The sequence below is a fragment of the Micavibrio sp. TMED2 genome (assembly GCA_002168225.1).
In the GTDB taxonomy this organism is placed as follows: Bacteria; Pseudomonadota; Alphaproteobacteria; order TMED2; family TMED2; genus TMED2.
Map to the genome: position 1 here is coordinate 436,804 of NHBH01000001.1, position 21,615 is coordinate 458,418.

The following is a 21,615-nucleotide window of genomic DNA, read 5'->3' on the forward strand; positions in this document are numbered from 1 at the left end:
ATTCGTTCTGAATCGGTATCTGGTTATGACACCTGAAGCATGGTGTCAATAACCGCATTGCCCGCTGCGATGCCGCTCTCGAAGGCGGATTCCGCCCGATTGCCGAGGCACCAGTCACCGGCCAGCACCAGCCCGATATCGCTCGCCATATGGCATGGCTGACCCGAGGCGTTGGGGGCAAAGGCATAACGCCAGAGATGGCTCGACAGGTGGATATGCTCCGGCAGCGGCTTGCCCATGGCGCTGGCCAGCAGGTCCAGCATCATCGGCCCGATCTTATTGGCGCTCCTGGCGAGATGGGTTCGTGTCCAGTCCGGGTCGGCATGGAGGATATAGCCATGCCAGTCGGCAGGGCTATCAGCGGTATCGGCGCGCACGCCGCGACCGACCCAGACCAGCGGGCTGTCCGGCGGTTGCCAGGCATCCTGTGCGCTGGCGAGGGCGGTATCGAACCCGACCATGGTTGACCAGCATGGCGCCATCCCGGTCTCTGTCGCCTTGATCAGTGGCGCAAGGGACGGGTTCTCGCCGGCATCGAGGGCGGTGAGCAGATGGCCGGCCTGCGGTGCCGGAATGGCGATGATGAGGCTGTCGAAGGGGCCAAGCTGTGTGCCCAGATTATCCATCAGCAGCCAACCATGCTCGCCATGTGTGGTGCGGGCAAGCTCAGTGATTTGGGTTTGACGATAGCGGGCGATCTCGATGCCACAGGCCTTGGCCTGCCGGTCGGCCTCGCTGAACATGAACCGACCGAGGGCGCTCATGCCGGGGGTGCCGACATAGCGGGGCCGATCGGTATCGGCCTCCGGTGACGGGCCGTTGGTGATCGGGTCGGCCCAACGGATCGCATGCTCATGGCGGCAGGCCCGCTCCATCAGCTCTTGAAACCGGCTGCTGCCCGCCCGGACATATTGCGCCCCGTGATTGAAAGCCGCGCCATTGGGCAGGCGGCGATTGGCCAGACGACCACCCAAACCGCGCGATTTGTCAATCAGGCTGATAGTGATTTCCTGCCCGTTCAGCGCCTTGGCCCGGCATTGGCTGGCCAGTTGATAGGCGGCACTGAGACCGGCAAGACCGGTACCGATAATCGCGATATGATGGGGTTTATCCATGGGGCGGCAGGTGTGACGAATGTGACGGGGGACGTGATGGCAAATGTCGATCAGGCGGTCGCCGGATTAGACATTAGACCACTGTCTTACACTACCCGCATCCATATGGATATGCGCCGGATAGCGGCCAACCCCGCCGACACCGAGATTGTTCAGGTAGCGGCAGACGGTTTTCGGGCTGCATTCCGGGATCTGGAAATCCACCGCCTTGCCGCTGATATGCAGGCTGTTGCGCGCCACGCCGGGTATGGTTTCGGCAAGTTTGCGGTTGGTGGCGGCGGTGCGGAAGCCGCTGGTCACGATCAGCGGACGGTCCGCGCCGAAATGCTGCTGGGTCACATACATCATGTCATAGAGCTTGCGGTCGATACGCATGTACTTGCTCACATGATGATCGCGCAGCAGCCAGTCGAGGCGCGCCAATGCCTGCAGGTCATAAAAACCGCGCCGGACATGGGCGATGCGCAGATGTTCGCCGGTATTCTTGTTGTAGAGCCAGAGGCCCCTTGTCTCTGGCAGCGGAATGCCGGTTCCCGCGCTGGCAAGCGCCGAACTGGCACCGATGCTGCCACAGCCAAACCCGCTGCCAAGCCCATAGCCCAGCCCGAGGGCTGCTGCCCCGGCCAGTTGCAGGCCAAAGCCACGCCTGCTGAGGGTTGGTGGTTGCGTCGTCATCGCTAGTTCAGTCACTGCCGCAGAATGAAATCGGGGCAACTCTACAGAAAACCGCCCAGCCCATGAGTCGCATGAATGGGATGGTGGCTCAATCGGTACGGCGGGATGCCGGGCGGTTCATGAACACCCGTGCTGTCAGCGCCACAATGCGCTGTTTTGTCCGTTAGCTCTGGTAGGCAATCGGGTTGCCGAGGGCGATATAGGCACCGTCATGATACAGCAGCGGTTTGCGCGTGGGGTCGGTCATGGCGCTGTTGATCTCGGCGATCACAAGAACATGGGTGCTCCATGGCTTCAGTTCGCGGATGGTGGCCAGCATGTGGCTGGCGCAATCATTGAGATAGGGCGTGGCCGGGAGCGGTTTGCCAGAATTGGCTGTCTCGTCGGCAGCGACCGGTTCGTCGCGCCAGTCACCGTGATCGAAACGGCTGGCGGTATCCGGCTCGGTGGCAAAGGCATTGCTGAGTGCGCTTTGCTCGTCGCTCAGGATATTGATGCTGATCTGCTGGCCGACCGACAGAACCGGGCGCATCGAGGCATCATTGTTGATGCAGGCAACAATGGCGGGCGGTTCCATGCTGAGCGAGGTGACCGAGGATGCGGTCATGCCATAGCGGTTGCCGGTTTCGGGATCGCGGCAAGCGATTACCGTGACCGTCTGGGCCATCTGGCGCATGGCGAGCCGGAACGCATTGGCGATCTGGTTCGGCTGACCATCACCGGTCATGCTGGCGCTGACAATCTCGGACATGAATATCCTTGGTAATTCCGGGAAGTTGCCCGGTTTTAAATGACACTCTTGGGCCACCAAATAGGTGTTTCGGCACCGCTTGGCAAATACTAGCCAAAAAAATCGGCAATTTCGGTGCCGGTCACGCAGGGTTTGCCCATGCTGCTGCGTGTCTGTCCGGTATGAGACATGCGACAACCATAATATCAGGCACATATCGGGCATTTGATTGCGGTCAAATGGTGATAGTCTGATGCGGTGCGGACTGGAAATGGGGCCAGCTATCGGAACCGACATTCCCTGGGGAGAAGCCGTTCTGACGACGCCATATGAGCAGGATGAGCGCGGGTCACATGAGCCGGAGGATGATACCGGGCTGATGCGCCGGGTTGCCCGTGGTGACCGGATTGCCTTTGCCGCGCTGGTCGAACGGCATCTGGGCCGGGCGCTGGTCATCATACGCGGTTTTGACGGCCTCGGACCCGAGGCAGAGGATATTGCGCAGGAAGCGTTCTCCAAGGTCTGGATCAATGCCCCGAAATGGGTGCCGCCCGCCGACACCGCCACGGTGGAGCAGCGTCAGGCCGCGGGACAGGCCGGGTTTGCCACATGGTTCCAGCGCATTCTGGTCAATCTCTGCATTGACCGCCAACGCAGGCTCGGCAAGGGCCGGGGGCGACAGTTTGTCGATCTGGATGCCGCCCCGGTACTGGTCGATCAGACCCCCGATCCTGCGCGGCAATTACTGGCGCAGGAGCGGGATAATCAGGTTCGGGATGCGATTGGTTCGCTACCGGAACGACAGCGGGTTGCCATAACACTCTGTGCCATGGAAGGGCACAGCAATGCCGATGCGGCATCAATCATGGGGGTGCATATCAAGGCGCTTGAAGGGCTTCTGGTCCGTGCACGCCGACAGTTGCGCCAACATCTCGAAGGGGTAGTCAGCCATGACGTCTGAAAAACCGATTACCGATACCGAACTCGACCGGCTGGTCGGTGCAGCACTGTCGCGCGCGGCCAGCGATGCCGCGGCCCCGGCGCTGGCCGCCCGGATTGCCGAACAGGCAATGCTGCAGTCACAGGACCGTTACCCGGTCGCGGCGGCTCAGATCGGCTGGTGGCAGAACCTGAAACAACAGCTCGGTATCCGCCATTCCGGCCTGATCCTTGTGCCATCGGCAACGGCGCTCGCCGCCAGTGCGGTGGTTGGCTTCATGCTCGGTGCCGGGACATTGAGCGAGCTTGGTGCCGCATTGCCGGTGATCGGCGATGAACTGGTGGATCCGCTGGAAACCACCGATCTGGCACTCAACTGGCAGGATGGTTTTGGCAGCATTTATCCGGGATTCGATAGCGGGGAGAATTTTGAATGACTATGACGGATGAGCAAACACCGGTGCCGACCAAGGCGAAAGCCGGTCGTCGTAGCATCTGGGTGCTGGCGATTGCCCTGTTCCTGTCGCTTGGCCTCAATCTCGCACTGGGCGGGTTCATTGCCGGCAAGGGTGGCTTCCGTCACGGACCCGGCGGGCATGTGGCGCGTGGGTTCCATGAGGTGGCCCGCACCATGAATGATGCCGATCGCAAGGTGCTGCGCGAAGCCTTCAAAGAGGGGATGTCGGCAATGCGCGGTGCGCGTGAGGAACGTCGCGAGCTTGGTGGTGCCGTCAGGCGGGCGCTCAAGGCCGAGCCGTTCGACCGTGCGGCGCTGGAAGCAGCGATGGCAGATTTCGACCAGCACCGTGACCGGGTCGGCAGTGCCATGCAATCGGCCTTTGTCGAGGCGGCGGGCCGGTTGTCCCCGGATGGGCGGCGCAAGCTGGCCACGGTACGGATGCCCGGGCCATGACCACGGTGCAGGCGGCGATCGCTGCATCCCGCTTTGGTCTTGGGCCGCGCCCCGGTGACCTTGCGGCGATTGCCCCGGACCCGAAAGGCTGGCTCCGCCTGCAACTGCAGCAGGCCCCGGTCATGCCACAACGGTTGCAGACGTTTCCCGGCAGCGCCGAGCTCGGTAATACGGTATTTGAGTCCCTGAAAAAGAGCCGTGAGGCCAATCGCAATGACCGGCAGCAGATCAATCGCGATATGGCGCGGATGTTCCGCCAGCAATATCGTGGCGAGGCACTGGCCAGGACCATGGCCTCGATCGAGAGCGGGACACCGTTTTACGAGCGGCTGGTGCACTTCTGGTCGAACCATTTCACGGTCTCGGCCAGCAAGAATCAGGCGCAACCCTTCCTCGGTGCCTTCGAACGAGAGGTAATCCGCCCCCATGTGCTTGGCCGGTTTGAGGATATGCTGCTGGCCTCGACCAGACACCCGGCAATGCTGATGTATCTCGATCAGGCGCAGTCGATCGGCCCGAACTCCATGGCCGGGCGGTTCGGTGGACGCGGGCTGAACGAGAATCTGGCGCGGGAGATACTGGAACTGCATACGCTCGGCGTCGATGGCGGCTATAGCCAGGATGATGTGATCGCCTTTGCCAAGATGCTGACCGGCTGGACGCTGGGCGCGGTGAAATGGCTGTTGCCGCCACGCGCGGCGGCACAGCTGCCCGACCTATCGGGCGGTGATTTCCTGTTTGCCGACCTGCTCCATGAGCCGGGGCCAAAGGATTTCCTCGGCTATCGTTTTGAGCAGCAGGGCGAGGCACAGGCGCATCTGGCACTGTCCATGCTGGCGCGTCATCCGGCAACCGCACGGTTTATCGCCACCAAGCTGGCGCGCCACTTCATTGCCGATGATCCGCCGGAGCGGGCGGTCAGCATTCTGGCCCAGCGCTTCACCCAGACCGGTGGTGATCTGAAGGCGATGGCCCATGCGCTGATCGACCTGCCCGAGGTGTGGGACGCGCCGCTGGCCAAGGTGCGCAGCCCCAATGACTATGTCATCGCCGTTGCCCGTGCGATCCCGATCGCGGTGACGGAGAATGATGTCTATCGCTCCCTGCGGGATTTCGGCCAGCAGCCGTTCAATGCGCCGTCCCCGGCGGGATGGCCCGATACCGGGCAGGCGTGGCTGGCGCCTGAATCACTGATGCGGCGGGTGGAGGCGGCCCGCAATGTCGCTGCCGCCCTGCCCGCAAGCCTCGATCCCGACAGCTTTATGGCGGCAACCATCGGGCCGGTGGCCAATGCCGATACCCTGCTCTGGGTCTCGCGGGCACCGGATCGGGTTGAGGGGTTGGCCATGATCTTGGCGGCACCTGAATTTCAACGGCGATAGGAGGGGATTATGGGGGCATATGACAATTATCATACCGGTGCCGAAATAAATTCTCATGATCCTGCTGCTTGCGATGATCATGATTGCGAGGAAAACCGCCTGATTACCCGTCGCGCCCTGTTTCAGGGCGGTGCCGGCGCCATGGCGCTCGCGGCCATGGGTATGCCCGGCCTGTCCCTTGCCGCCCTGCCCACCGACCGGCGCTTTGTTTTCGTACTGTTGCGGGGCGGGTTGGATGGCCTCGCCGCCGTGCCGGCCTATGCCGATCCGGCCTATAAGGGCATACGCGGCCAATTGGCGGTGGCTGAGCCGGGCCGCGATGACGGCGTGCTCGACCTCAACGGCTTTTTCGGGCTGCATCCGTCGCTGAAAAACCTGCATGGGCTGTATCAGCAGGGTGATCTGTCGGTATTTCATGCGGTGGCGACCCCGTACCGGGAGCGCTCGCACTTCGATGCCCAGAACCTGCTCGAGGTTGGTGCCGACCGCCCGAACGGGGCCAGTGACGGCTGGATGAACCGGATGCTGGGTCTCTATGGTGCCGATGGCGCGCGGCTCGGCATTGCCTTCAACCAGACAATACCGCTGATCCTGTCCGGGCCGACACCGGTCAGTTCATGGGCACCCGGCGGTGCCGATATGCCGGATGATTTTCTGGCCCGTCTCGCACATGTCTATGCCCATGACCAGCTGTTCTCGACCTTGCTGCAACAGGCGGTCAGCGCCGATGTCATCGCCGATCAGGCGCAGCAGGGCATGATGGGGGGAGGCGGTGCTGCTGGCGGCAATCAGGTGCTGACCCGGACGCTGGGCACGGCGGCCCGGATGCTGCAGGCCGCTGACGGCCCGCGCATGGCGGTGATTGAGGTCGGTGGCTGGGATACTCATGCCAATCAGGGGGCAGGCACCGGCCAGCTTGCCAACCGTCTGCGGCAGCTGGATGAGGGCATCGCCCTGCTGGCGAAGGAACTGGCACCGGTCTGGGACCGCACCGCGATTGTGGTGATGACCGAGTTCGGTCGCACCGTCGCGGTCAATGGCACCCGTGGCACCGATCATGGCACCGGCGGCATGGCACTGCTCGCCGGTGGGTCGGTCAATGGCGGGCATGTGCTGACCAACTGGCCGGGTCTCGATACGTCAAAGCTTTATCAGGGACGTGATCTGGCGCCGACGTTGGATGCGCGCAGCATTCTGAAATCGGTTCTGGCCCAGCATCTGGGTCTGTCATGGGCGGATGTGGAGAATCATGTTTTCCCGAACAGCCGGGAGGCAGGGCCGATCAGACAGCTGATCAAGGCCTGATTGTAGCGTAATATTCAGCAGATGACAGATTCCCCGAGGCTGGTATGCGCCGCAACCACCGGACTTGTCGGACAAAGAGCATATAATCGTATGCTGTTCCAAGGGCCTGGTTGAAATAGCCTAACGATATCTGCCACTTGCGGTTCTGCATCATGAAAAAATGCCGCAACGCATCACATTATTTACTAGACATTCAGCGCGTTCGGACGCTCACTGAACATCAAGTGATGGTAAATACGCTATTGCTTGCAAGCACCATCCATAAGGTGTGAGACGGGTATTGTCCCGCATAACAATAATAAAAGCCCGCACGGATAAAATAACAGGAGCACATAATTCCTGACCGGCGGGTCCAAAATGGCCGCATCCTGACCAGCACCTGAATAGGGCGGCGGGACAAGCGGACCGGAAGGGGAGGGTATGAACGATTGGCGAACGAGTGAGAGACAGGTGTCCGCGGATGTTGAGACACTGAGCACACGGCCGGATATTCCAACGGCATCGGCTACCGAGACAGGTAGCGGTCCGCAAGATCCGGATAATCCATTATTGTTGAACGGAGCCGCTTTTGACGTCAGTCAGGAAGTCGGCTTTTTGCTGCGTCGGGTACAGCAGCGGGTGACATCCCTGTTCCAGCAGCGGATGAAGGATTACGACCTCACCCCGACCCAGTTTGCATCCTTGTGCAAAATGGCGGAAATCGAGGAAGTATCGCAGAACCATCTGGGGCGTCTGGTCAATCTCGACCCGGCCACCAATCAGGGGGTTGTCCGCAGGCTGATCAAGCGCGGCCTTATCTGCCGCCGCGATGATCCCAATGACCGACGACGGTCCTTGCTGAGCCTGACCGATCAGGGCCGTGATCTGCTGATCGAATGCCTGCCGACGGCCAGCCGGGTGACCCCGGCTGTGCTTGGTCCGCTGTCACAGGATGAACGGGTGGAAATTGTCAGACTGCTGAAGAAGCTCGGCTGATCACGACAAATTACGGTTTCGGGGTAAACAGCACTTAACCTCGGGGGTCTGCGCTGCTATGACTGCGGCCATCCCTTTTTCGGACTTTGCCCCCGGAGTTGCCCCCAATGAATACCAAGTCATCCTTTGCCCGTCTGGGCATCATCTCACGTCGTGCCGTTATCGCTGCCGGTGTGCTCGCCCTTTCGGTGCCGGGCCTGCCTGCTGTTGCGGCCGAGCCGGTGGTGATCGGTGAACTGAACAGCTATACCCGCCTGCCTGCCTTTACCGAGCCATACAAAAAAGGCTGGGAACTGGCGGTTGAGGAAATCAATGCCGCCGGTGGCGTGCTCAATGGCCGCCCGTTGAGCGTTATCAGCCGTGATGATGGCGGTACCCCTGCCGATGCCCAGCGCGTTGCCAGCGAGCTGGTTCAGGCGCATAAGGCCGTGTTGATCGCCGGTACCTTCTTCAGCCATGTTGGCCTCGCCGTTGCCGATTATGCCGCGAAAGAGCAGGTGCCGTTCCTGGCGTCCGAACCGCTGAGCGATGCCATGGTCTGGTCGAAGGGCAATGACTACACCTTCCGCCTGCGTCCAAGCACCTATATGCAAGCCAAAATGCTGGCCGAGGAAGCCGCGAAACTGCCCGCCAAGCGCTGGGTTACCGTTGCGCCGAACTATGAGTATGGCCAGTCTGCGGTTGAGAACTTCAAGGCCGCGCTGAAGGAGCTGCGCCCCGATGTGGAGTTTGTCGGCGAGCAATGGCCCGCCCTTGGCAAGATCGAGGCCGGTGTCACGGTTCAGGCGCTGCTGCGTGAGCGTCCCGATGCAATCTACAACGTCACCTTTGGTGCCGATCTGGCGAAATTCGTGCGTGAAGGCAGCCTGCGTGGCCTGTTCGACGACCGTTCTGTGGTCAGCCTGCTGACCGGTGAGCCGGAATATCTGCTGCCGCTCGGTGCCGAGGCACCGGAAGGCTGGATCGTGACCGGTTATCCGTTCGATCAGATCGATACTCCGGAACATGACAAATTCGCCGAGGCCTATCGCGCGAGCTTCAATGAGGAGCCGATGGTAGGTTCCATCGTTGGCTATACCACGATGAAGTCAATTGCAGCAGCGCTCGACAAGGCCGGCAGCACCGATGCAGGCGCGATCATCGAGGCGCTGAGCGGTCTTGAGGTTGACAGCCCGTTCGGTCCGATCGTCTATCGTTCCGCCGATCACCAGTCGACGCTCGGTGCCTTTGTCGGTCGTACCGCCGTGGTTGACGGTCAGCCACGCATGGTTGACTGGCATTATGCCAAGGGTGGCGATTACCTGCCCGGTGGTGATGAAGCCGCCGCCATGCGTCCTGCCAACTAAACTTACCTGATCAGCAATAATGTCCGAGCAACAGCAAGCCGTTATCTCCGAACGTCCGGTTCTGGTCCTGCATACGGAACCCGCCGATTGCCTGAAAGTGCTGCAATCGCGGTTTCCGGGGCAGGAGTTCGAGGTGGCGACCCATGGCGAGATGTTGCCCGGCGTGCTGGCCGCCACAGATCCGGAGATTGTGTTTTCTATCTCCGGGCCTGCTTTTCCGCGTGACAGCCTGCGCGCGGTGTTTGAGCACCCGACGGTGAAATGGGTCCAGCTCGGCGGGTCCGGCTATGACCATCTGCCTGACTGGGACCGTGACAAGGTGCAGGTGACCCACTGCGCCGGTGTGCTGGCGCAGTCGCTGGCAGAGACGATTACCGGCGCGATGCTGGCGATCAATGGCCATTTCCTGAGCTACCGTACGTTGCAGACCATGGGCGACTGGCGACCGATGCCGTTTCGTCCGCTGGCTGGCAAGACCCTGCTCGTGGTCGGTTTCGGCGCGATCGGTCAGCGGCTGGCCCATAATGCCAAGGCGCTGGGCATGAAGGTTCTGGCAACGCGCAATACTCCGGCGGAGCATCCGCTTGCCGATGAGGTCCACGGGCCGGAGCGTGACGCCCTGCTGTCCCTGCTGCCACGGGCCGATGTGGTCAGCCTGCATCTGCGGTTCGATGCCACGACCAAGCGCGCATTCGACGCCGAAGCCTTCGCTGCGATGAAGCGCGGTGCGATCTTCATCAATACCGCCCGTGGCAAGGTTGTCGATCAACCGGCCCTGACCGAGGCGCTCTATGGCGGCAGGCTGATGGGGGCCTATCTTGATGTGTTCGACAAGGAGCCACTGCCGGAAGATGACCCGTTATGGGGTGCGCCGAATACCCTGATCACGCCGCATACGGCTGATAATGTTGTCGGCTTTACAGCGCGTTACGCCGATTTCTTCGTCGGTAACATCAGCCGTTATATCGCCGGTGAGCCGCTCGAAAACCTGATTGCCTGATGTGCGGCCGGTTTTCCCAGTCAAAGAAGCATAAAGACGCCGTCATCGAGGTGGCGGAGGTGCTGGACGACATCACCGTCGATCCGGGCTTTGCAGCCGGTTACGAAGCCGCTGCCGGTCGCTATAATATCCGCCCGTCGAGCCAGTGCCTGATTATTCGTTCCGGTTCCGGCTCAAACACTGAAAATATTCCTTCCCTGACCTTGTCACGCTGGGGCTATCGGCCCGGCTGGATGAGTGATGACTATATCCGCCAGTCAAAACGCGGGCCGTTTATCAATGCCCGGTCGGAAACAGTGTTCGAGGCCCGCGCTTTTGCCGATGCCGTGCGTTTCAACCGCTGTCTGGTGCTGGTCGATGGCTTTTATGAGCCAAAAGGGGAAGCCGGAAGTAAGCGTGAGCAATATTACTTCGATCTGCCGAACCGCTCGCTATTTGCGCTTGCCGGTATCGAGGCTGCCTATCCCGATGGACCGGTGGCTGGGAATAGCGCCAGTTTTGCCATCCTCACCTGCCCGCCAAACACGCATGTTGAGCCGATCCATGGCCGTATGCCGGTTATCGTTCCGGATGCGCAATGGTCTCTGTGGCTGAATGGTGAGGAGCGCGACCCGGCCCGGCTCGGCGGTCTGTTGCATCCATGGTCCGGACAGGCGCTGCAGTGTCGACAGGTATCGCCGGACATCAACAAGCGCGATGCCGAGGGGCCGTGGTGCATTGAGCCTTACGCGCCACCGGTCGCGACAACAGCGGCAGCGGTACAGGGCTCGCTGTTTTAGCTGTTGCCAATGCCGAGCAGACGGCTTTGCGCGTCGGTATCGGCGGCAAACCCAGCCATGCTGTCCCGGTGTACGATCTGGCCCTGATCCATGACCAGCACATCACTGGCAACAGAGATGGCAAAGCGCCAGTTCTGTTCGGCAATCAGGATGGTCAGGCCGCGTGCCGCCAGATCACGCAGCGCCCCGGCCAGACGGTTGACGATGACCGGTGCTAGTCCCTCGGATGGCTCGTCGAGCAACAGCAGTTTCGGCGCGCCCATCAGGGTCCGGGCAATCGCCAGCATTTGCTGTTCTCCACCGGAGAGCTGCCCGGCCCGGCGTGACAGCAGCGGTCGCAGGGGCGGGAACAGCTCCATGATATCCGCCTGATTCCAGACCGGCCCCGGTCCCTGTTTCTCCCCGGCGATCAGGTTTTCGGCCACGCTCAGATCGCTGAATACCCGCCGTTCCTCGGGCACATAGCCGATCCCGGCGCGGGCAATTTCAATCGGATTGCCAGGTTTCCGGGCGGTAATCAGTGTGGTGTTTTCAAGCCGGACCATGGCCTTGCTGGTCGGCACCAGCCCGATCAGCGATTTCATCAGGGTGGATTTGCCAACCCCGTTGCGACCGGTGAGCAGGGTGACGCTGCCGGCGGACAGGGTGAAGCTGACATTATGCAGGACGGTCGCCTTGCCATAACCGGCGGTCAGGTATTCGACGGTGAAGAATGCGTCGCTCATGCCCCGCCCTCTTCGTAAACCGTTTCGGTTCCGAGATAAATATTCTGCACCAGCGCATTGTCGGCAATCTCCTCGGGTTTGCCATCGGCAATGATTCGCCCGTGATCAAGCACGATAATGCGGGTCGCATGGTCGAAGACAATGTCCATGTCATGCTCGGTAAACAGGATGGCGGCTGGAGTTTCCTGCTCCGCCTCGGACAGCGCCCGGGCCTGTGCCATCAGGGCGGCACGTTCATGATTGGTAATGCCCGCCATTGGTTCATCGAGCAGCAGCAGCCGGGGCTTTGCCGCCATCACCATGGCAATTTCAAGCCGCTTCTGGTCGCCATAGGCCAGGTTCTCCGCTCGCATGTCGGCGAGGTGGGGGAGGCCGATGCGGTCGAGAATACCGGCGGCCTGCTCGAACTGATCGGCGGGCAGGCTGGTGAACAGCCGCCAGCTGCCACGCCGTTGCTGTCCGGCGAGCGCAAGCGCGACATTCTCGATCACCCGAAGCTGGCGATAGGGCATGGCGATCTGGAACGTACGGGCCATGCCAGTGCTGATACGACGGTGCGCGGGCTGTCGGGTAATGTCGCAACCATTGACGCTGATCGTGCCACTGTCTGGTTTCAGCAGGCCCGACAGCAGGTTGAAACAGGTGGTCTTGCCCGCCCCGTTGGGACCAATCAGGGCCAGCCGCTCCCCGGCCATCAGGTGGAAGGAGACATCATCACAGGCGGCAATGCCGCCGAAGCGTTTGGTCAGGTGCTCAACGGAAAGCAGTGGCGTGTCGGTCATACCTCTGCCTCCCCGTCACGCTGGCGGGTCAGCAGCAGGCGGATATCGAGCATGGCCTTGGCGATGCCGCCCGGTGCCACAACACAGGTCAGGATAATCAGCACACCCAACACAAAGCGCCAGTAATCCAGCGCGGCAAAAGAAACCTTGATGCCGAAGAACACAGCGGCACCGATAACCGGGCCGATAACGCTGCCGATCCCGCCGAGCAGCAGCATTGCAAGTGCATCCACCGAGAGCGGGATGCCAAGATCATTGGGAAACACCGAGCCCTTGAGCAGGGCATGAAGCGCGCCCGCCAATCCCGCCAGTGCCCCGGCGAGGGCGAACAGTGCCACATGCCGTTGCCACGGCTCGAAACCGGAGAGCGTGGCGCGCAAGGGTGCATCACTGATCGCCTGTATGCTGAGGCCGAAGCCGCTGCGGTCAATGCGCCGGATGGCGACCAGCCCGGCAAGGGCAAGTACGGCAATCAGCCAGTAGGAGACCGCCGGATCGCGCATGGCATCGGGTAGCCATAGGCCGAGAATGCCGTTATCGCCGCCGGTGACGCTGATCCACTGGACGCTGATCGACCACAATACCTGTGCGGCGGCGAGGGTCAACATGGCGAGATAGACGCCGCTGCGCCGGGCCGCGACGGCCCCGATCACGGCCCCCATGACCGCACCCAGCACCATCGCCAGCCCCAGCCCTACCCACCAGGCGTAATCGGCCCCGGCGGTCCAGGCATTGATGAAGGCGAGCATATAGGCACCGGTCCCGAACAGGGCGGCATGGCCGAAGGAAACCAGCCCGCCCGTGCCCATGATCAGGAACAGGCTGGAAGCCAGCAGCGCCAGTACCCAGAACTCGGCGATGACGGAAACGAGGTAGGGCGAGGCGTAGAGCGGGGCCGCCAGCAGCGCTATTGCCAGTATGGATTGCGCAACGATACCAAGCGGTTCCCGGCTTATCCTGCGCCGGTGGGCCGGTGCCTGCACCATGGCCGATGGTGCCCGACCGAGCAGCCCGTTGGGCCGGATGGTGAGGATGACGGCCATCACGAGGAAGATGAAAACCAGTGCCAGTTCCGGGAAAAACAGCAGCCCGAAGGATTGCACCAGCCCGACCAGTATCGCTGCCAGAAACGCCCCGGTGATTGAGCCTAGCCCGCCGATTACCACAATGACGAAGACCTCGGCGATGAGGGACAGGTCCATTTCCAGATTGGCGGTGCTGCGCGGCAGTTGCAGGGCACCGCCCAGCCCGGCCAGTGCCGCACCGATGAAGAAGACCAGCGTAAACAGCCGTGCCTGATCAACGCCAAGCGCGCTCAGCATGTCGCGATCATTGGTTGCGGCCCGGACAAGTACACCAAAGCGCGTACGGTTGAACAGCAGCCACAAACCCAGCAGAACCAGCGGTGCCAGCACGATCAGGAACAGGTCATAGCTGGGCAGACGCCCGCCGAGCATACGGATACTGCCATCAAGCAACGGCGCACGCGGGCCGAGCAACTCGGTCGGTCCCCATATCGTACGTGTCAGATCCTGTATGACGAGTACGAGGGCGAAGCTGGCAAGCAGCGGCAGCAGCTCATCACCCCTGTAGAGGCGGCGGAGCACGACAACCTCGAATGCCACACCGATGAGCCCGACCGTAATGGCGGCAAGCGGCAGGGCCAGCCAGAATCCGGCAATCTGGTCGAGTGGTGAGGCCATGGCCCAGGCGCTGATGCTGTAACCGATATAGGCACCGAGCATGTAGAACGAGCCATGGGCGAAGTTGACCACACGTACAACCCCGAAAATGATCGTCAGCCCGGCTGCCACCAGAAACAGCGAGGCCGCGCTGGCAAGTCCGGTCAGAGCCTGTAGCAGGTAGAAATCCATCGGCTTGGGTCGGTCACGGGTTCAGGGTGTCGGGGCGGCTGTGCGCATTGGGATATAGCAGAATGATTTTTATATGCGACCGGAAATCGGGCAGGTGCCGATCGCGTAATCTGTGCCATAACGGTCATGGGCTTGTGTGCCGGATGGCGCGATCCCATTTCCTGTACATGCCCTGCCTGTTACTCAATCAAGGAATTTCCATGCTGAACCGTACTTCCTTCGCAGTCATGCTCGGTCTTGCCGTTACCGGTCTGGTCATGGGCCAGAGCCCGGCCCTGGCTCAGGAGGGCGGCATCAGATTTGGCCAGCATGACAGCTATATCGATGTGCCTTATGATTATAAGCAGGTTGCGCGCGACTATGTGGTCGAGGATCTGGGCTTCGTCCCTGCTGCCATCGGCGACATTCAGCTGCTGGCGATCCGGCGCAACAGCGTCGAGGATATCGTCGAGCGGGTGCAGGCGATTGTTCGGTTTAAGCAACAGCCGGGCAGCGTTGTGGTGGTGATGCGCCGTTCCGGCTCGGTGATTACCCATTTCGAACAGGAATGATGCTAGGCTGATCGCCATCAACCACCCCCTGCCGAACGAGGGATACGGGATCATGACGAGGATGCGCCGCCATATCGGCACTGGCCTGTTTACCGCCCTTATGCTGGGTCTGTTTCTGACCGCGTTGGGGACGGTACTGCCGCAACCGGCTGCGGCGCAGGATGGTCATATCAAGCAGCTGATCGGTCCGGTCTGGACCCGGGTGCGCATGTCACGGGCCGAGGAGGCAATACCGGACGGGGTTGGCCAGACCATCACCTTTCGCAATGATGGCGGCATTTCAGGCTCCACCGGCTGCAACGGTTATGGCGGCAAGGGTGACCTTACCGGCGGCAATTTTAACATATCGCCCTTGCGCATGAGCCGCCGCGCCTGTCTGCGCGAGATAGGGCTGATGGAAGAGGACTTCATGCGCCGGTTGAGCAATGCCAGCCAGTGGTGGCTGCGCAGCGGCGAGTTGTATCTGGCCGATCCCGGCGGCACGCCACTCCTGCGTTTTGTGCGCCCCTGATCTGCCGCTGCCGGGTTTCAACTTTCGCCTATCAAGCGTATTTACCGGTTCACACCCGCTGCGAAAGCACAGCCAAGTGATATACGGCCAAGTGATATAAAGAGCGGCAAACAAGAGGTGGGGTAAAATCAATGCGCGCCTTACTGAACCAGATCGCCCCGGCGGATCGTGATTATCTGCAGGCCATGTTGCAGGGCCAGCCCGGCATTGCCGACCGCCTGACCGCCATCGCCCGGCGCAATCCGGAAGAGCGCGCGAAACTGGTTCCCGCCATCATGGGGGAGCGGCTGGATCGTACCGCCGCCGCCCTCGGCATTCCCGATGCCTGGCGTCAGACCCGTGCCGAACGCGCCCATGACCGTGCCCGCATGGCCGAGTTGTTTGCCCCGGTCAAGATACAGGACCCGCATACCGCTGCCGAATGGGCGCGTGCGGATGAGGTCGTGCGCGGCATCGCCGATCATGTGGTTGGTGACGCGAAACTGGCCAAGGCCGACCGCCAGCGTATCGGCATGATTGGTGCCCGGCTGATGTTTCCCAAAGACCGCTATGGCTATCTGAAAACCGCCGAGCGGGTGCGGGCGGGTAACAGCCAGATGGCGCGCTGGGTCTGCGATACCGGCAAGCTGCAGACCCTGCACCGCGCCCTGCATGTGGAATCACAGATCCCGACGCTTAAGGAAAACATGGATATGGTCTGGGCCCGCTCCGGTGGTGGCCAGATCCGCAGCGAGGCTGGCAAGGCGCTCAGAACCAAGCTGGTGATCCAGCGCGCGAACCTGCATCACAATATCGGTCAGCCCGCCGATTATGAGGCCGGCACCTCGCTGATGACAGCACTGGCCCAGACACCGGGTAAGGAACAGCTCCACGCCAATCTGAGCCGCGGCGGCAGCCTCGCCGCCGTCATGGCCCATGGACCGGTGCCCACCCGCAAGCGCTGATCCGGTCTAACGCTTCAACAAGCGCAGCAGGCGGCCGTCGATGGCGGCCAGTCCGGCGCCGATCAGCGCTATGCCGATGATATGCTTGGTGCCGAGGCTTTCATTCAGGAACAGGATGCCGAGCATGATGGCGCTGACCGGCACCAGAAAGGTGACCAGCAGCACATTGGTTGCCCCGGAACTCGCCAGAATGTGGAAATACAGGATATAGGCGAGCGCGGTCGATAAGGCGGCGAGCGCGATCAGGGCCAGAACCGTGCCGGTTGAGGGCATGGCCAGCGTCCATGGCTGATCCACCGCGAGCACGAGCGGCAGCATGAGCAGGCTGGAGGCGCTGACCTGACCGGTGGCGGTGGCGATCGGGCTGATGCCCATGGTCTTGAAGCGGCGACCGAAGGTACCGGCGAAGGCATAGGAGATGGCCGCGCCGAGCACGGCCAGCTGTGCCACCACATTGACCCCGAGGGATTGCAACGCGGTGCCGCCGATCAGGACCGCCACGCCGATGATGCCGAGTATCACCCCGGCAAGGCGCGGCAGGGTCATGCGTTCATCGCTGGTCATGAGATGGGTAACCACGACGGCAAACAGCGGTGTCGTTGCATTGAGGATTGACGCCACGCCCGAGGCGATATGTGCCTGTCCCCAGACAATAAGGCTGAACGGGATGGCGTTGTTGATCAGGCCCATGACCAGAAACGCAGCCCAGATGCGCCGACCGGCTGCCGTTGCCGGGTTGGGCATGTGCTGGCCCTGCATGACCATCACCAGATTGAGGATCAGCGCCGCCAGCACCACCCGGCAGACGACGATGGTGAAGGTCGGCAGATCGCGGACCGCAATCTCGACAAAGAAAAACGACCCGCCCCAGAGGATCGACAGGATGATCAGCGACAGCCAGTTGCGCCAGTCCATGACCGTGTTGATCGTGGCGGTATTGGTCAGGGGCGTGGCGCTGTCAGGTGCTGTGGTTCGGGTCATGGTGCTGCCGTTATTAGGGATGGATGCGCTACCCTAGCCCCCGCAGAATAACCGATGCAGCCCGATACTTGCTGTTCCTAGCTCGCATACCAGAAATGATGGGTCGGGCCATGGCCGTGCCCGACATCGAGCTGCCCCGCCGCCGCTATCGCCCCGCCGAGATAGGCCTTGGCTTCACTGACGGCGCGCACCATGTCGCCGCCGGTCAGTGCCAGCCGGGTGGCAAGGGCGGCAGACAGGGTGCAACCGGTGCCGTGCGTGTTGTCGGTGGCGATGCGCGGGGCCTCGAACCACTGGTCGCCCGCGGGGGTCAGCAGGTAATCCGGGCTGGTGCTGTCGGCCAGATGCCCGCCCTTCATCAGCACCGCGCGGGCACCCATCATTTGCAACTGCCGCGCTGCACCGATCATGGCATCGCGTTCGGTTATGTCGACATCGCTGTCGATCAGCACCGCTGCCTCGGGCAGGTTCGGGGTGATGATTGTGGCAAGTGGCAACAGACGTTCGCGGATTGTCGCGATCGCGTCTTCAGCCAGCAGCCGGTCACCACCTTTGGCCACCATGACCGGATCGAGCACCACATGGGGCACCGGATGATCAGCCAACACATCGGCGATCACCCCGGCAAGGCTGGCATTGGCCACCACGCCGATCTTGATCGCATCGACCCTGATATCGTCGAAGATCGATTGCAGCTGCTGGCGGAGGAAATCCGGGTCGAGGGCCAGCACTGCCTGCACGCCGCGGGTGTTCTGTGCCGTCAGCGCGGTCAGGGCGGCCATGCCATAGCCGCCATTGGCCGAAATCGCCTTCAGATCGGCCTGAATACCGGCCCCGCCCGAGGGATCTGACCCGGCAATGCTCAGGATATTGGGGATCATGCTTTTGCTCATATTGCCTGCCACCGCTGGAGAATGGTTCGGGTTGCCTGTGCCGGGTCATCGGCTGCGCAGATTGCAGAGACCACGGCCATGCCCGATGCCCGTGATCGGCGCACGCTGGGGGCATGGCGCTCGTCCAGTCCGCCGATGGCGACGCAGGGCTTGTCCGTCCGCCGACAGATCGCGGCCAGACCATCAAACCCGATGGGCGTGGCATGGCCCGGCTTTGTTGCGGTTTGAAAAATAGGTCCGACCCCGAAATAATCCACGGCTGCCATGTCTTTCGCCGATAAATGCTCTGGCTGATCGACCGACAGGCCGAGGATGGCATCGGGGCCGAGTGCCAGCCGGGCCACGGAAAGTTGGCCATCAGATTGGCCCAGATGCAGGCCATCGGCCCTGCTCGCCAAGGCAACCGACAGCCGATCATTGATGATCAGCGGCACCCTATGAGGGGCAAGTGCCTGTTTCAGGGCAATGGCCTGTTCGGTCATCGCCGCATCACTCGCATGCTTGTCCCGCAGCTGAATGACGGTTGCCCCGGCTTTGGCGGCGGCAACCGCCGTTTCGATAACGCCAGACCGGGCCGAGGGATCGGTGACCAGATAGAGGGTGAGGTCAAACTTGCTCATGACAGTTCAATCCGGGCGTGACGGTTCAGGTGTTCATCATCAATGATGGCGAGTGCATCGATGAAATTGACGGCAAAGCTGCCCGGTCCGTTGGCTCCCTTGGCGGCGAGCTCACCGGCCAGACCGTAATAGGCCATGGCCGAGACCGTGGCGGCGAAGGGGTCGTCACCGGTGGCGACAAAGGCCCCGATGATGCCGTTCAGCGCGCAGCCCAGCGCCGTGACCTTGGGCATCAGGCGATGGCCGTTGCGGATCACGGCTTGCCGCTTGCCATCGGTGATGAAGTCGGCCTCGCCGCTCACTGCCACAATGCCATCGGTAACGCCGGTCAGCTCTGTCGCTGCCTGCAGGGCATCGGTGACGGCATCGGTGCTGTCGGCACCCTTGCCCGCGCTGTCATGGCCGGTCAGGGCCATGATCTCCGAGGCATTGCCGCGCGTTACGGTTGGTTTCTCGGCGATCAGCCGGGTCGAGATTTCCCAGCGATAGGTGGTGGCACCCGCTGCCACCGGATCGAATACCCAGGGCTTGCCGTGCTTGTTGGCCGCAGCGGCGGTTGCCAGCATCGACTTGCTCCAGTCCGGGGACAGGGTGCCGATATTGATGGTCAGCGCATGGGCGATGGCGACAAATTCCGGCGCTTCCTCGAACGCATGCACCATGGCGGGTGAGGCACCGGCCGCGAGCTGTATATTGGCCATGGTATTCATGGCGACGAAATTGGTGATGTTCTGCACAAGCGGCGTGGCATCGCGCATGGCGGCGAGATGCGCGCCCGGATTGATGCTGTTGCTGGCCATGTCTCGGTCCCTCAGGCTGTTCCGAAGGGACCGTCAATCAATGCGCCATATGCGGATGGGGGCGGGTGATCGACAGACTCCCTCCGCCGGCATTATCCGGTTCAGGTTCAAAGGGTACATCTCAGCCGGTCACCCGGCGCCCCTGTCTCGATATATCGTCTCGATATGTGCCAATACATAGTTTGCCCGCTGGCGTTCGGCAATGCTTGTCGCCGGAAAACATTCATGGCTTAGTTTATGTCCTGCTTCTGCGATGTCAGGTTTTGGGCCTTTCTTTGGGATGTTACCGTCATGTTTGATCTTGCGACCTATCTCACCTTCCTGCTGGCCTGTGTTGCCGTGGTTATCGTGCCCGGTCCGACGGTTACCGTGATTATCGCCAATTCCCTGCGCCACGGCTCACGCGCCGGGCTGGCCAATGTGGCAGGAACCCAGCTCGGACTGGCGGTCATGCTGGTGATACTGGCTACCGGGCTGCAACTGGTGATCGAGGCGATGGGCACCCTCTTCGTCTACGTCAAACTGATCGGTGCCGCCTATCTGATCTATCTCGGCTATAATATGATCCGGAACCGGAACAAACACGAAGATACCGAGATTGCCGCCACGCGCGATGCCGCGTCTTTTCGCTGGCAGAAGTATTTCTGGCAAGGTGTGCTGGTAATCTGGTCGAACCCGAAGGCGCTGCTGTTCTTCGGTGCCTTCATCCCGCAATTCGTGGTGCCAGGCGGCGCGGTTATCACGCAGACCCTGCTGCTCGGCGGGACCTTCATGCTGGTCGCCACTGTGCTCGACAGCGCCTATGCCATTGCGGCGGGCAAGGCAGGTGGGCTGCTGACGGCCAAACGCCGGGGCATTCTCGATGTGATCGGTGGTACGGCGTTGTTCGGTGGTGGCATCTGGCTCGCCCTGACCAAACGCGCGACCTGAATTTCCCCATAAATGCTGAACCCTGATGGTTTTGATACCATCAGGGTTCAGTCATTCGGGAAGTCCGGGTAGCCATAGATCCGGCTGTACAGGGTGCAGTCGCTTGCAGCAGTTTCTGGAGCGTACAGCCCGAGCTTGCGGCACTTGGCAAATCCCATGCCCACGGTCCACAGGCATTGCTGATCAGGTAACCGCGCAGGCTGGCATTCGGTTCCCGCAATCAGGACATATCGTGTAAAAAATCAGTCGAGCGGCAGGGTCATCAGGCGGTGTTCGATCCCGGCATCCATGAAAACCGGGCCTTCGGCGACAAAACCGATCTTTTCATAAAAGCCGATGGCGCTGACCTGCGCCTCAAGGATCACCATGCCGATGCCCGGGCGCTCACTGCCGATACGGATCGCCTCACGGATCATTTTCAGGCCGATGCCGGAGCCGCGATAGGGCTTCAGCACCGCAACACGCTGGATTTTCAGCTTTGTGCCGTCGAGCCAGTTCAGGCGGCTGGTGGCGACAGCCTCGTCGCCGTCGAGGGCAATCAGGTGGTCGCAGATATGCTCCTTGCCATCCATTTCCTCCACCTCACTCACGCCCTGTTCATCAATGAACACGACACGGCGGATATCGAGGCAAGCCGACAACTCATCGTCGGATGCAATCTGGCGCACGGTAATCTCGGGATGCTGGGACATGGGCGGGTTGCCTCTGCCGGGCAGAAGAAATGGTGCCGCAGAGAGGACTTGAACCTCCGACCCCATCATTACGAATGACGTGCTCTACCAACTGAGCTACTGCGGCGTGTTGCGGGGGTCGGGATGTCGATCCGGGCAACGGTCGCGGAACAT

General features: G+C 61.6%; 24 protein-coding genes, 1 tRNA gene and 1 riboswitch. Of the genes, 13 read left to right on the plus strand and 12 right to left on the minus strand.

All coding sequences use genetic code 11. The annotated features are described in order from the left end of the window. Window positions 1-23: 23 nt before the first annotated feature. The 3 genes from CBB62_02130 to CBB62_02140 form a co-directional block, all read right to left on the minus strand. Complete coding sequence (locus CBB62_02130; GenBank protein ID OUT41180.1) at window positions 24-1,115, minus strand: hypothetical protein; 1,092 nt, start codon at window positions 1,113-1,115, stop codon at window positions 24-26. A 66-nt stretch (window positions 1,116-1,181) separates the two neighbouring features. Then, window positions 1,182-1,790, minus strand: coding sequence for a hypothetical protein (locus tag CBB62_02135; GenBank protein OUT41181.1), 609 nt, complete (start codon window positions 1,788-1,790; stop codon window positions 1,182-1,184). Between the two features lie 163 nt (window positions 1,791-1,953). Beyond that, window positions 1,954-2,979 (minus strand): hypothetical protein, encoded by a 1,026-nt coding sequence (locus CBB62_02140; protein OUT41182.1) that lies wholly within the window; start codon window positions 2,977-2,979, stop codon window positions 1,954-1,956. Here CBB62_02140 and CBB62_02145 point away from each other — a divergent pair. From CBB62_02145 to CBB62_02185, 9 genes are all read left to right on the plus strand, one after another. Beyond that, the gene (locus tag CBB62_02145) at window positions 2,774-3,481 is read left to right on the plus strand and encodes a hypothetical protein (protein OUT41183.1); all 708 of its coding nucleotides are present in this window, start codon (window positions 2,774-2,776) and stop codon (window positions 3,479-3,481) included. The two genes, CBB62_02140 and CBB62_02145, sit on opposite strands and share 206 nt — an antisense overlap. Beyond that, the gene (locus tag CBB62_02150; GenBank protein ID OUT41184.1) at window positions 3,471-3,896 is read left to right on the plus strand and encodes a hypothetical protein; all 426 of its coding nucleotides are present in this window, start codon (window positions 3,471-3,473) and stop codon (window positions 3,894-3,896) included. Before CBB62_02145 ends, CBB62_02150 begins: the two co-directional genes overlap by 11 nt. Further along, complete coding sequence (locus CBB62_02155; GenBank protein ID OUT41185.1) at window positions 3,893-4,372, plus strand: hypothetical protein; 480 nt, start codon at window positions 3,893-3,895, stop codon at window positions 4,370-4,372. The genes CBB62_02150 and CBB62_02155 overlap by 4 nt, the downstream gene beginning before the upstream one ends. Then, the gene (locus CBB62_02160; GenBank protein OUT41186.1) at window positions 4,369-5,754 is read left to right on the plus strand and encodes a hypothetical protein; all 1,386 of its coding nucleotides are present in this window, start codon (window positions 4,369-4,371) and stop codon (window positions 5,752-5,754) included. The genes CBB62_02155 and CBB62_02160 overlap by 4 nt, the downstream gene beginning before the upstream one ends. Before the next feature lie 9 nt (window positions 5,755-5,763). Continuing rightward, a complete protein-coding gene (locus CBB62_02165; GenBank protein ID OUT41187.1) occupies window positions 5,764-7,059 on the plus strand; it encodes a hypothetical protein in 1,296 nt (431 codons plus the stop codon). A 420-nt stretch (window positions 7,060-7,479) separates the two neighbouring features. Then, on the plus strand, window positions 7,480-8,034 hold the full coding sequence (locus tag CBB62_02170; protein ID OUT41188.1) for a hypothetical protein: 555 nt from the start codon (window positions 7,480-7,482) through the stop codon (window positions 8,032-8,034). Window positions 8,035-8,141: 107 nt separating this feature from the next. Further along, window positions 8,142-9,380, plus strand: a complete 1,239-nt coding sequence (locus CBB62_02175) for a hypothetical protein (protein OUT41189.1) — start codon at window positions 8,142-8,144, stop codon at window positions 9,378-9,380. Between the two features lie 19 nt (window positions 9,381-9,399). Further along, the gene (locus tag CBB62_02180; GenBank protein ID OUT41190.1) at window positions 9,400-10,380 is read left to right on the plus strand and encodes a hypothetical protein; all 981 of its coding nucleotides are present in this window, start codon (window positions 9,400-9,402) and stop codon (window positions 10,378-10,380) included. Further along, window positions 10,380-11,159: a hypothetical protein gene (locus CBB62_02185; GenBank protein ID OUT41191.1), complete on the plus strand. Its 780-nt coding sequence runs from the start codon at window positions 10,380-10,382 to the stop codon at window positions 11,157-11,159. Before CBB62_02180 ends, CBB62_02185 begins: the two co-directional genes overlap by 1 nt. Here the strand turns inward: CBB62_02185 and CBB62_02190 are convergent. From CBB62_02190 to CBB62_02200, 3 genes are read right to left on the minus strand one after another with little or no spacing between them, the layout of a single operon-like run. Beyond that, window positions 11,156-11,884, minus strand: coding sequence for a hypothetical protein (locus CBB62_02190; GenBank protein ID OUT41192.1), 729 nt, complete (start codon window positions 11,882-11,884; stop codon window positions 11,156-11,158). The two genes, CBB62_02185 and CBB62_02190, sit on opposite strands and share 4 nt — an antisense overlap. Then, window positions 11,881-12,666 carry a hypothetical protein gene (locus CBB62_02195; GenBank protein OUT41193.1) on the minus strand — a complete coding sequence of 262 codons (786 nt, stop codon included), beginning with the start codon at window positions 12,664-12,666 and terminating at the stop codon, window positions 11,881-11,883. Before CBB62_02195 ends, CBB62_02190 begins: the two co-directional genes overlap by 4 nt. Beyond that, on the minus strand, window positions 12,663-14,540 hold the full coding sequence (locus CBB62_02200; GenBank protein OUT41194.1) for a hypothetical protein: 1,878 nt from the start codon (window positions 14,538-14,540) through the stop codon (window positions 12,663-12,665). Before CBB62_02200 ends, CBB62_02195 begins: the two co-directional genes overlap by 4 nt. Before the next feature lie 200 nt (window positions 14,541-14,740). Here CBB62_02200 and CBB62_02205 point away from each other — a divergent pair, with 200 nt between their 5' ends. The 3 genes from CBB62_02205 to CBB62_02215 all read left to right on the plus strand — a co-directional run bounded on the left by CBB62_02205 (window position 14,741) and on the right by CBB62_02215 (window position 16,546). Then, window positions 14,741-15,091, plus strand: a complete 351-nt coding sequence (locus CBB62_02205) for a hypothetical protein (GenBank protein OUT41195.1) — start codon at window positions 14,741-14,743, stop codon at window positions 15,089-15,091. Window positions 15,092-15,143: 52 nt separating this feature from the next. After that, on the plus strand, window positions 15,144-15,602 hold the full coding sequence (locus CBB62_02210; GenBank protein OUT41196.1) for a hypothetical protein: 459 nt from the start codon (window positions 15,144-15,146) through the stop codon (window positions 15,600-15,602). A 131-nt stretch (window positions 15,603-15,733) separates the two neighbouring features. Next, window positions 15,734-16,546 (plus strand): hypothetical protein, encoded by an 813-nt coding sequence (locus CBB62_02215; GenBank protein ID OUT41197.1) that lies wholly within the window; start codon window positions 15,734-15,736, stop codon window positions 16,544-16,546. A gap of 6 nt (window positions 16,547-16,552) precedes the next feature. Here the strand turns inward: CBB62_02215 and CBB62_02220 are convergent, their stop codons facing one another. From CBB62_02220 to CBB62_02235, 4 genes are all read right to left on the minus strand, one after another. Beyond that, window positions 16,553-17,461 (minus strand): EamA family transporter, encoded by a 909-nt coding sequence (locus CBB62_02220; protein OUT42594.1) that lies wholly within the window; start codon window positions 17,459-17,461, stop codon window positions 16,553-16,555. A gap of 143 nt (window positions 17,462-17,604) precedes the next feature. Next, a complete protein-coding gene (locus CBB62_02225) occupies window positions 17,605-18,408 on the minus strand; it encodes a bifunctional hydroxymethylpyrimidine kinase/phosphomethylpyrimidine kinase (protein ID OUT42595.1) in 804 nt (267 codons plus the stop codon). Window positions 18,409-18,416: 8 nt separating this feature from the next. Continuing rightward, window positions 18,417-19,040, minus strand: a complete 624-nt coding sequence (locus CBB62_02230; protein OUT41198.1) for a thiamine-phosphate diphosphorylase — start codon at window positions 19,038-19,040, stop codon at window positions 18,417-18,419. Then, window positions 19,037-19,840: a hydroxyethylthiazole kinase gene (locus CBB62_02235; protein OUT41199.1), complete on the minus strand. Its 804-nt coding sequence runs from the start codon at window positions 19,838-19,840 to the stop codon at window positions 19,037-19,039. The genes CBB62_02230 and CBB62_02235 overlap by 4 nt, the downstream gene beginning before the upstream one ends. A gap of 61 nt (window positions 19,841-19,901) precedes the next feature. Continuing rightward, window positions 19,902-19,994: riboswitch (TPP riboswitch) on the minus strand. Between the two features lie 137 nt (window positions 19,995-20,131). Here CBB62_02235 and CBB62_02240 point away from each other — a divergent pair. Beyond that, complete coding sequence (locus CBB62_02240; protein OUT41200.1) at window positions 20,132-20,770, plus strand: transporter; 639 nt, start codon at window positions 20,132-20,134, stop codon at window positions 20,768-20,770. 242 nt (window positions 20,771-21,012) lie between these two features. Here the strand turns inward: CBB62_02240 and CBB62_02245 are convergent, their stop codons facing one another. Together CBB62_02245 and CBB62_02250 are read right to left on the minus strand one after the other, a co-directional pair. Beyond that, window positions 21,013-21,462: a hypothetical protein gene (locus CBB62_02245; GenBank protein ID OUT41201.1), complete on the minus strand. Its 450-nt coding sequence runs from the start codon at window positions 21,460-21,462 to the stop codon at window positions 21,013-21,015. Window positions 21,463-21,492: 30 nt separating this feature from the next. Continuing rightward, window positions 21,493-21,568 (minus strand) — tRNA-Thr (locus CBB62_02250). Window positions 21,569-21,615 lie beyond the last annotated feature (47 nt).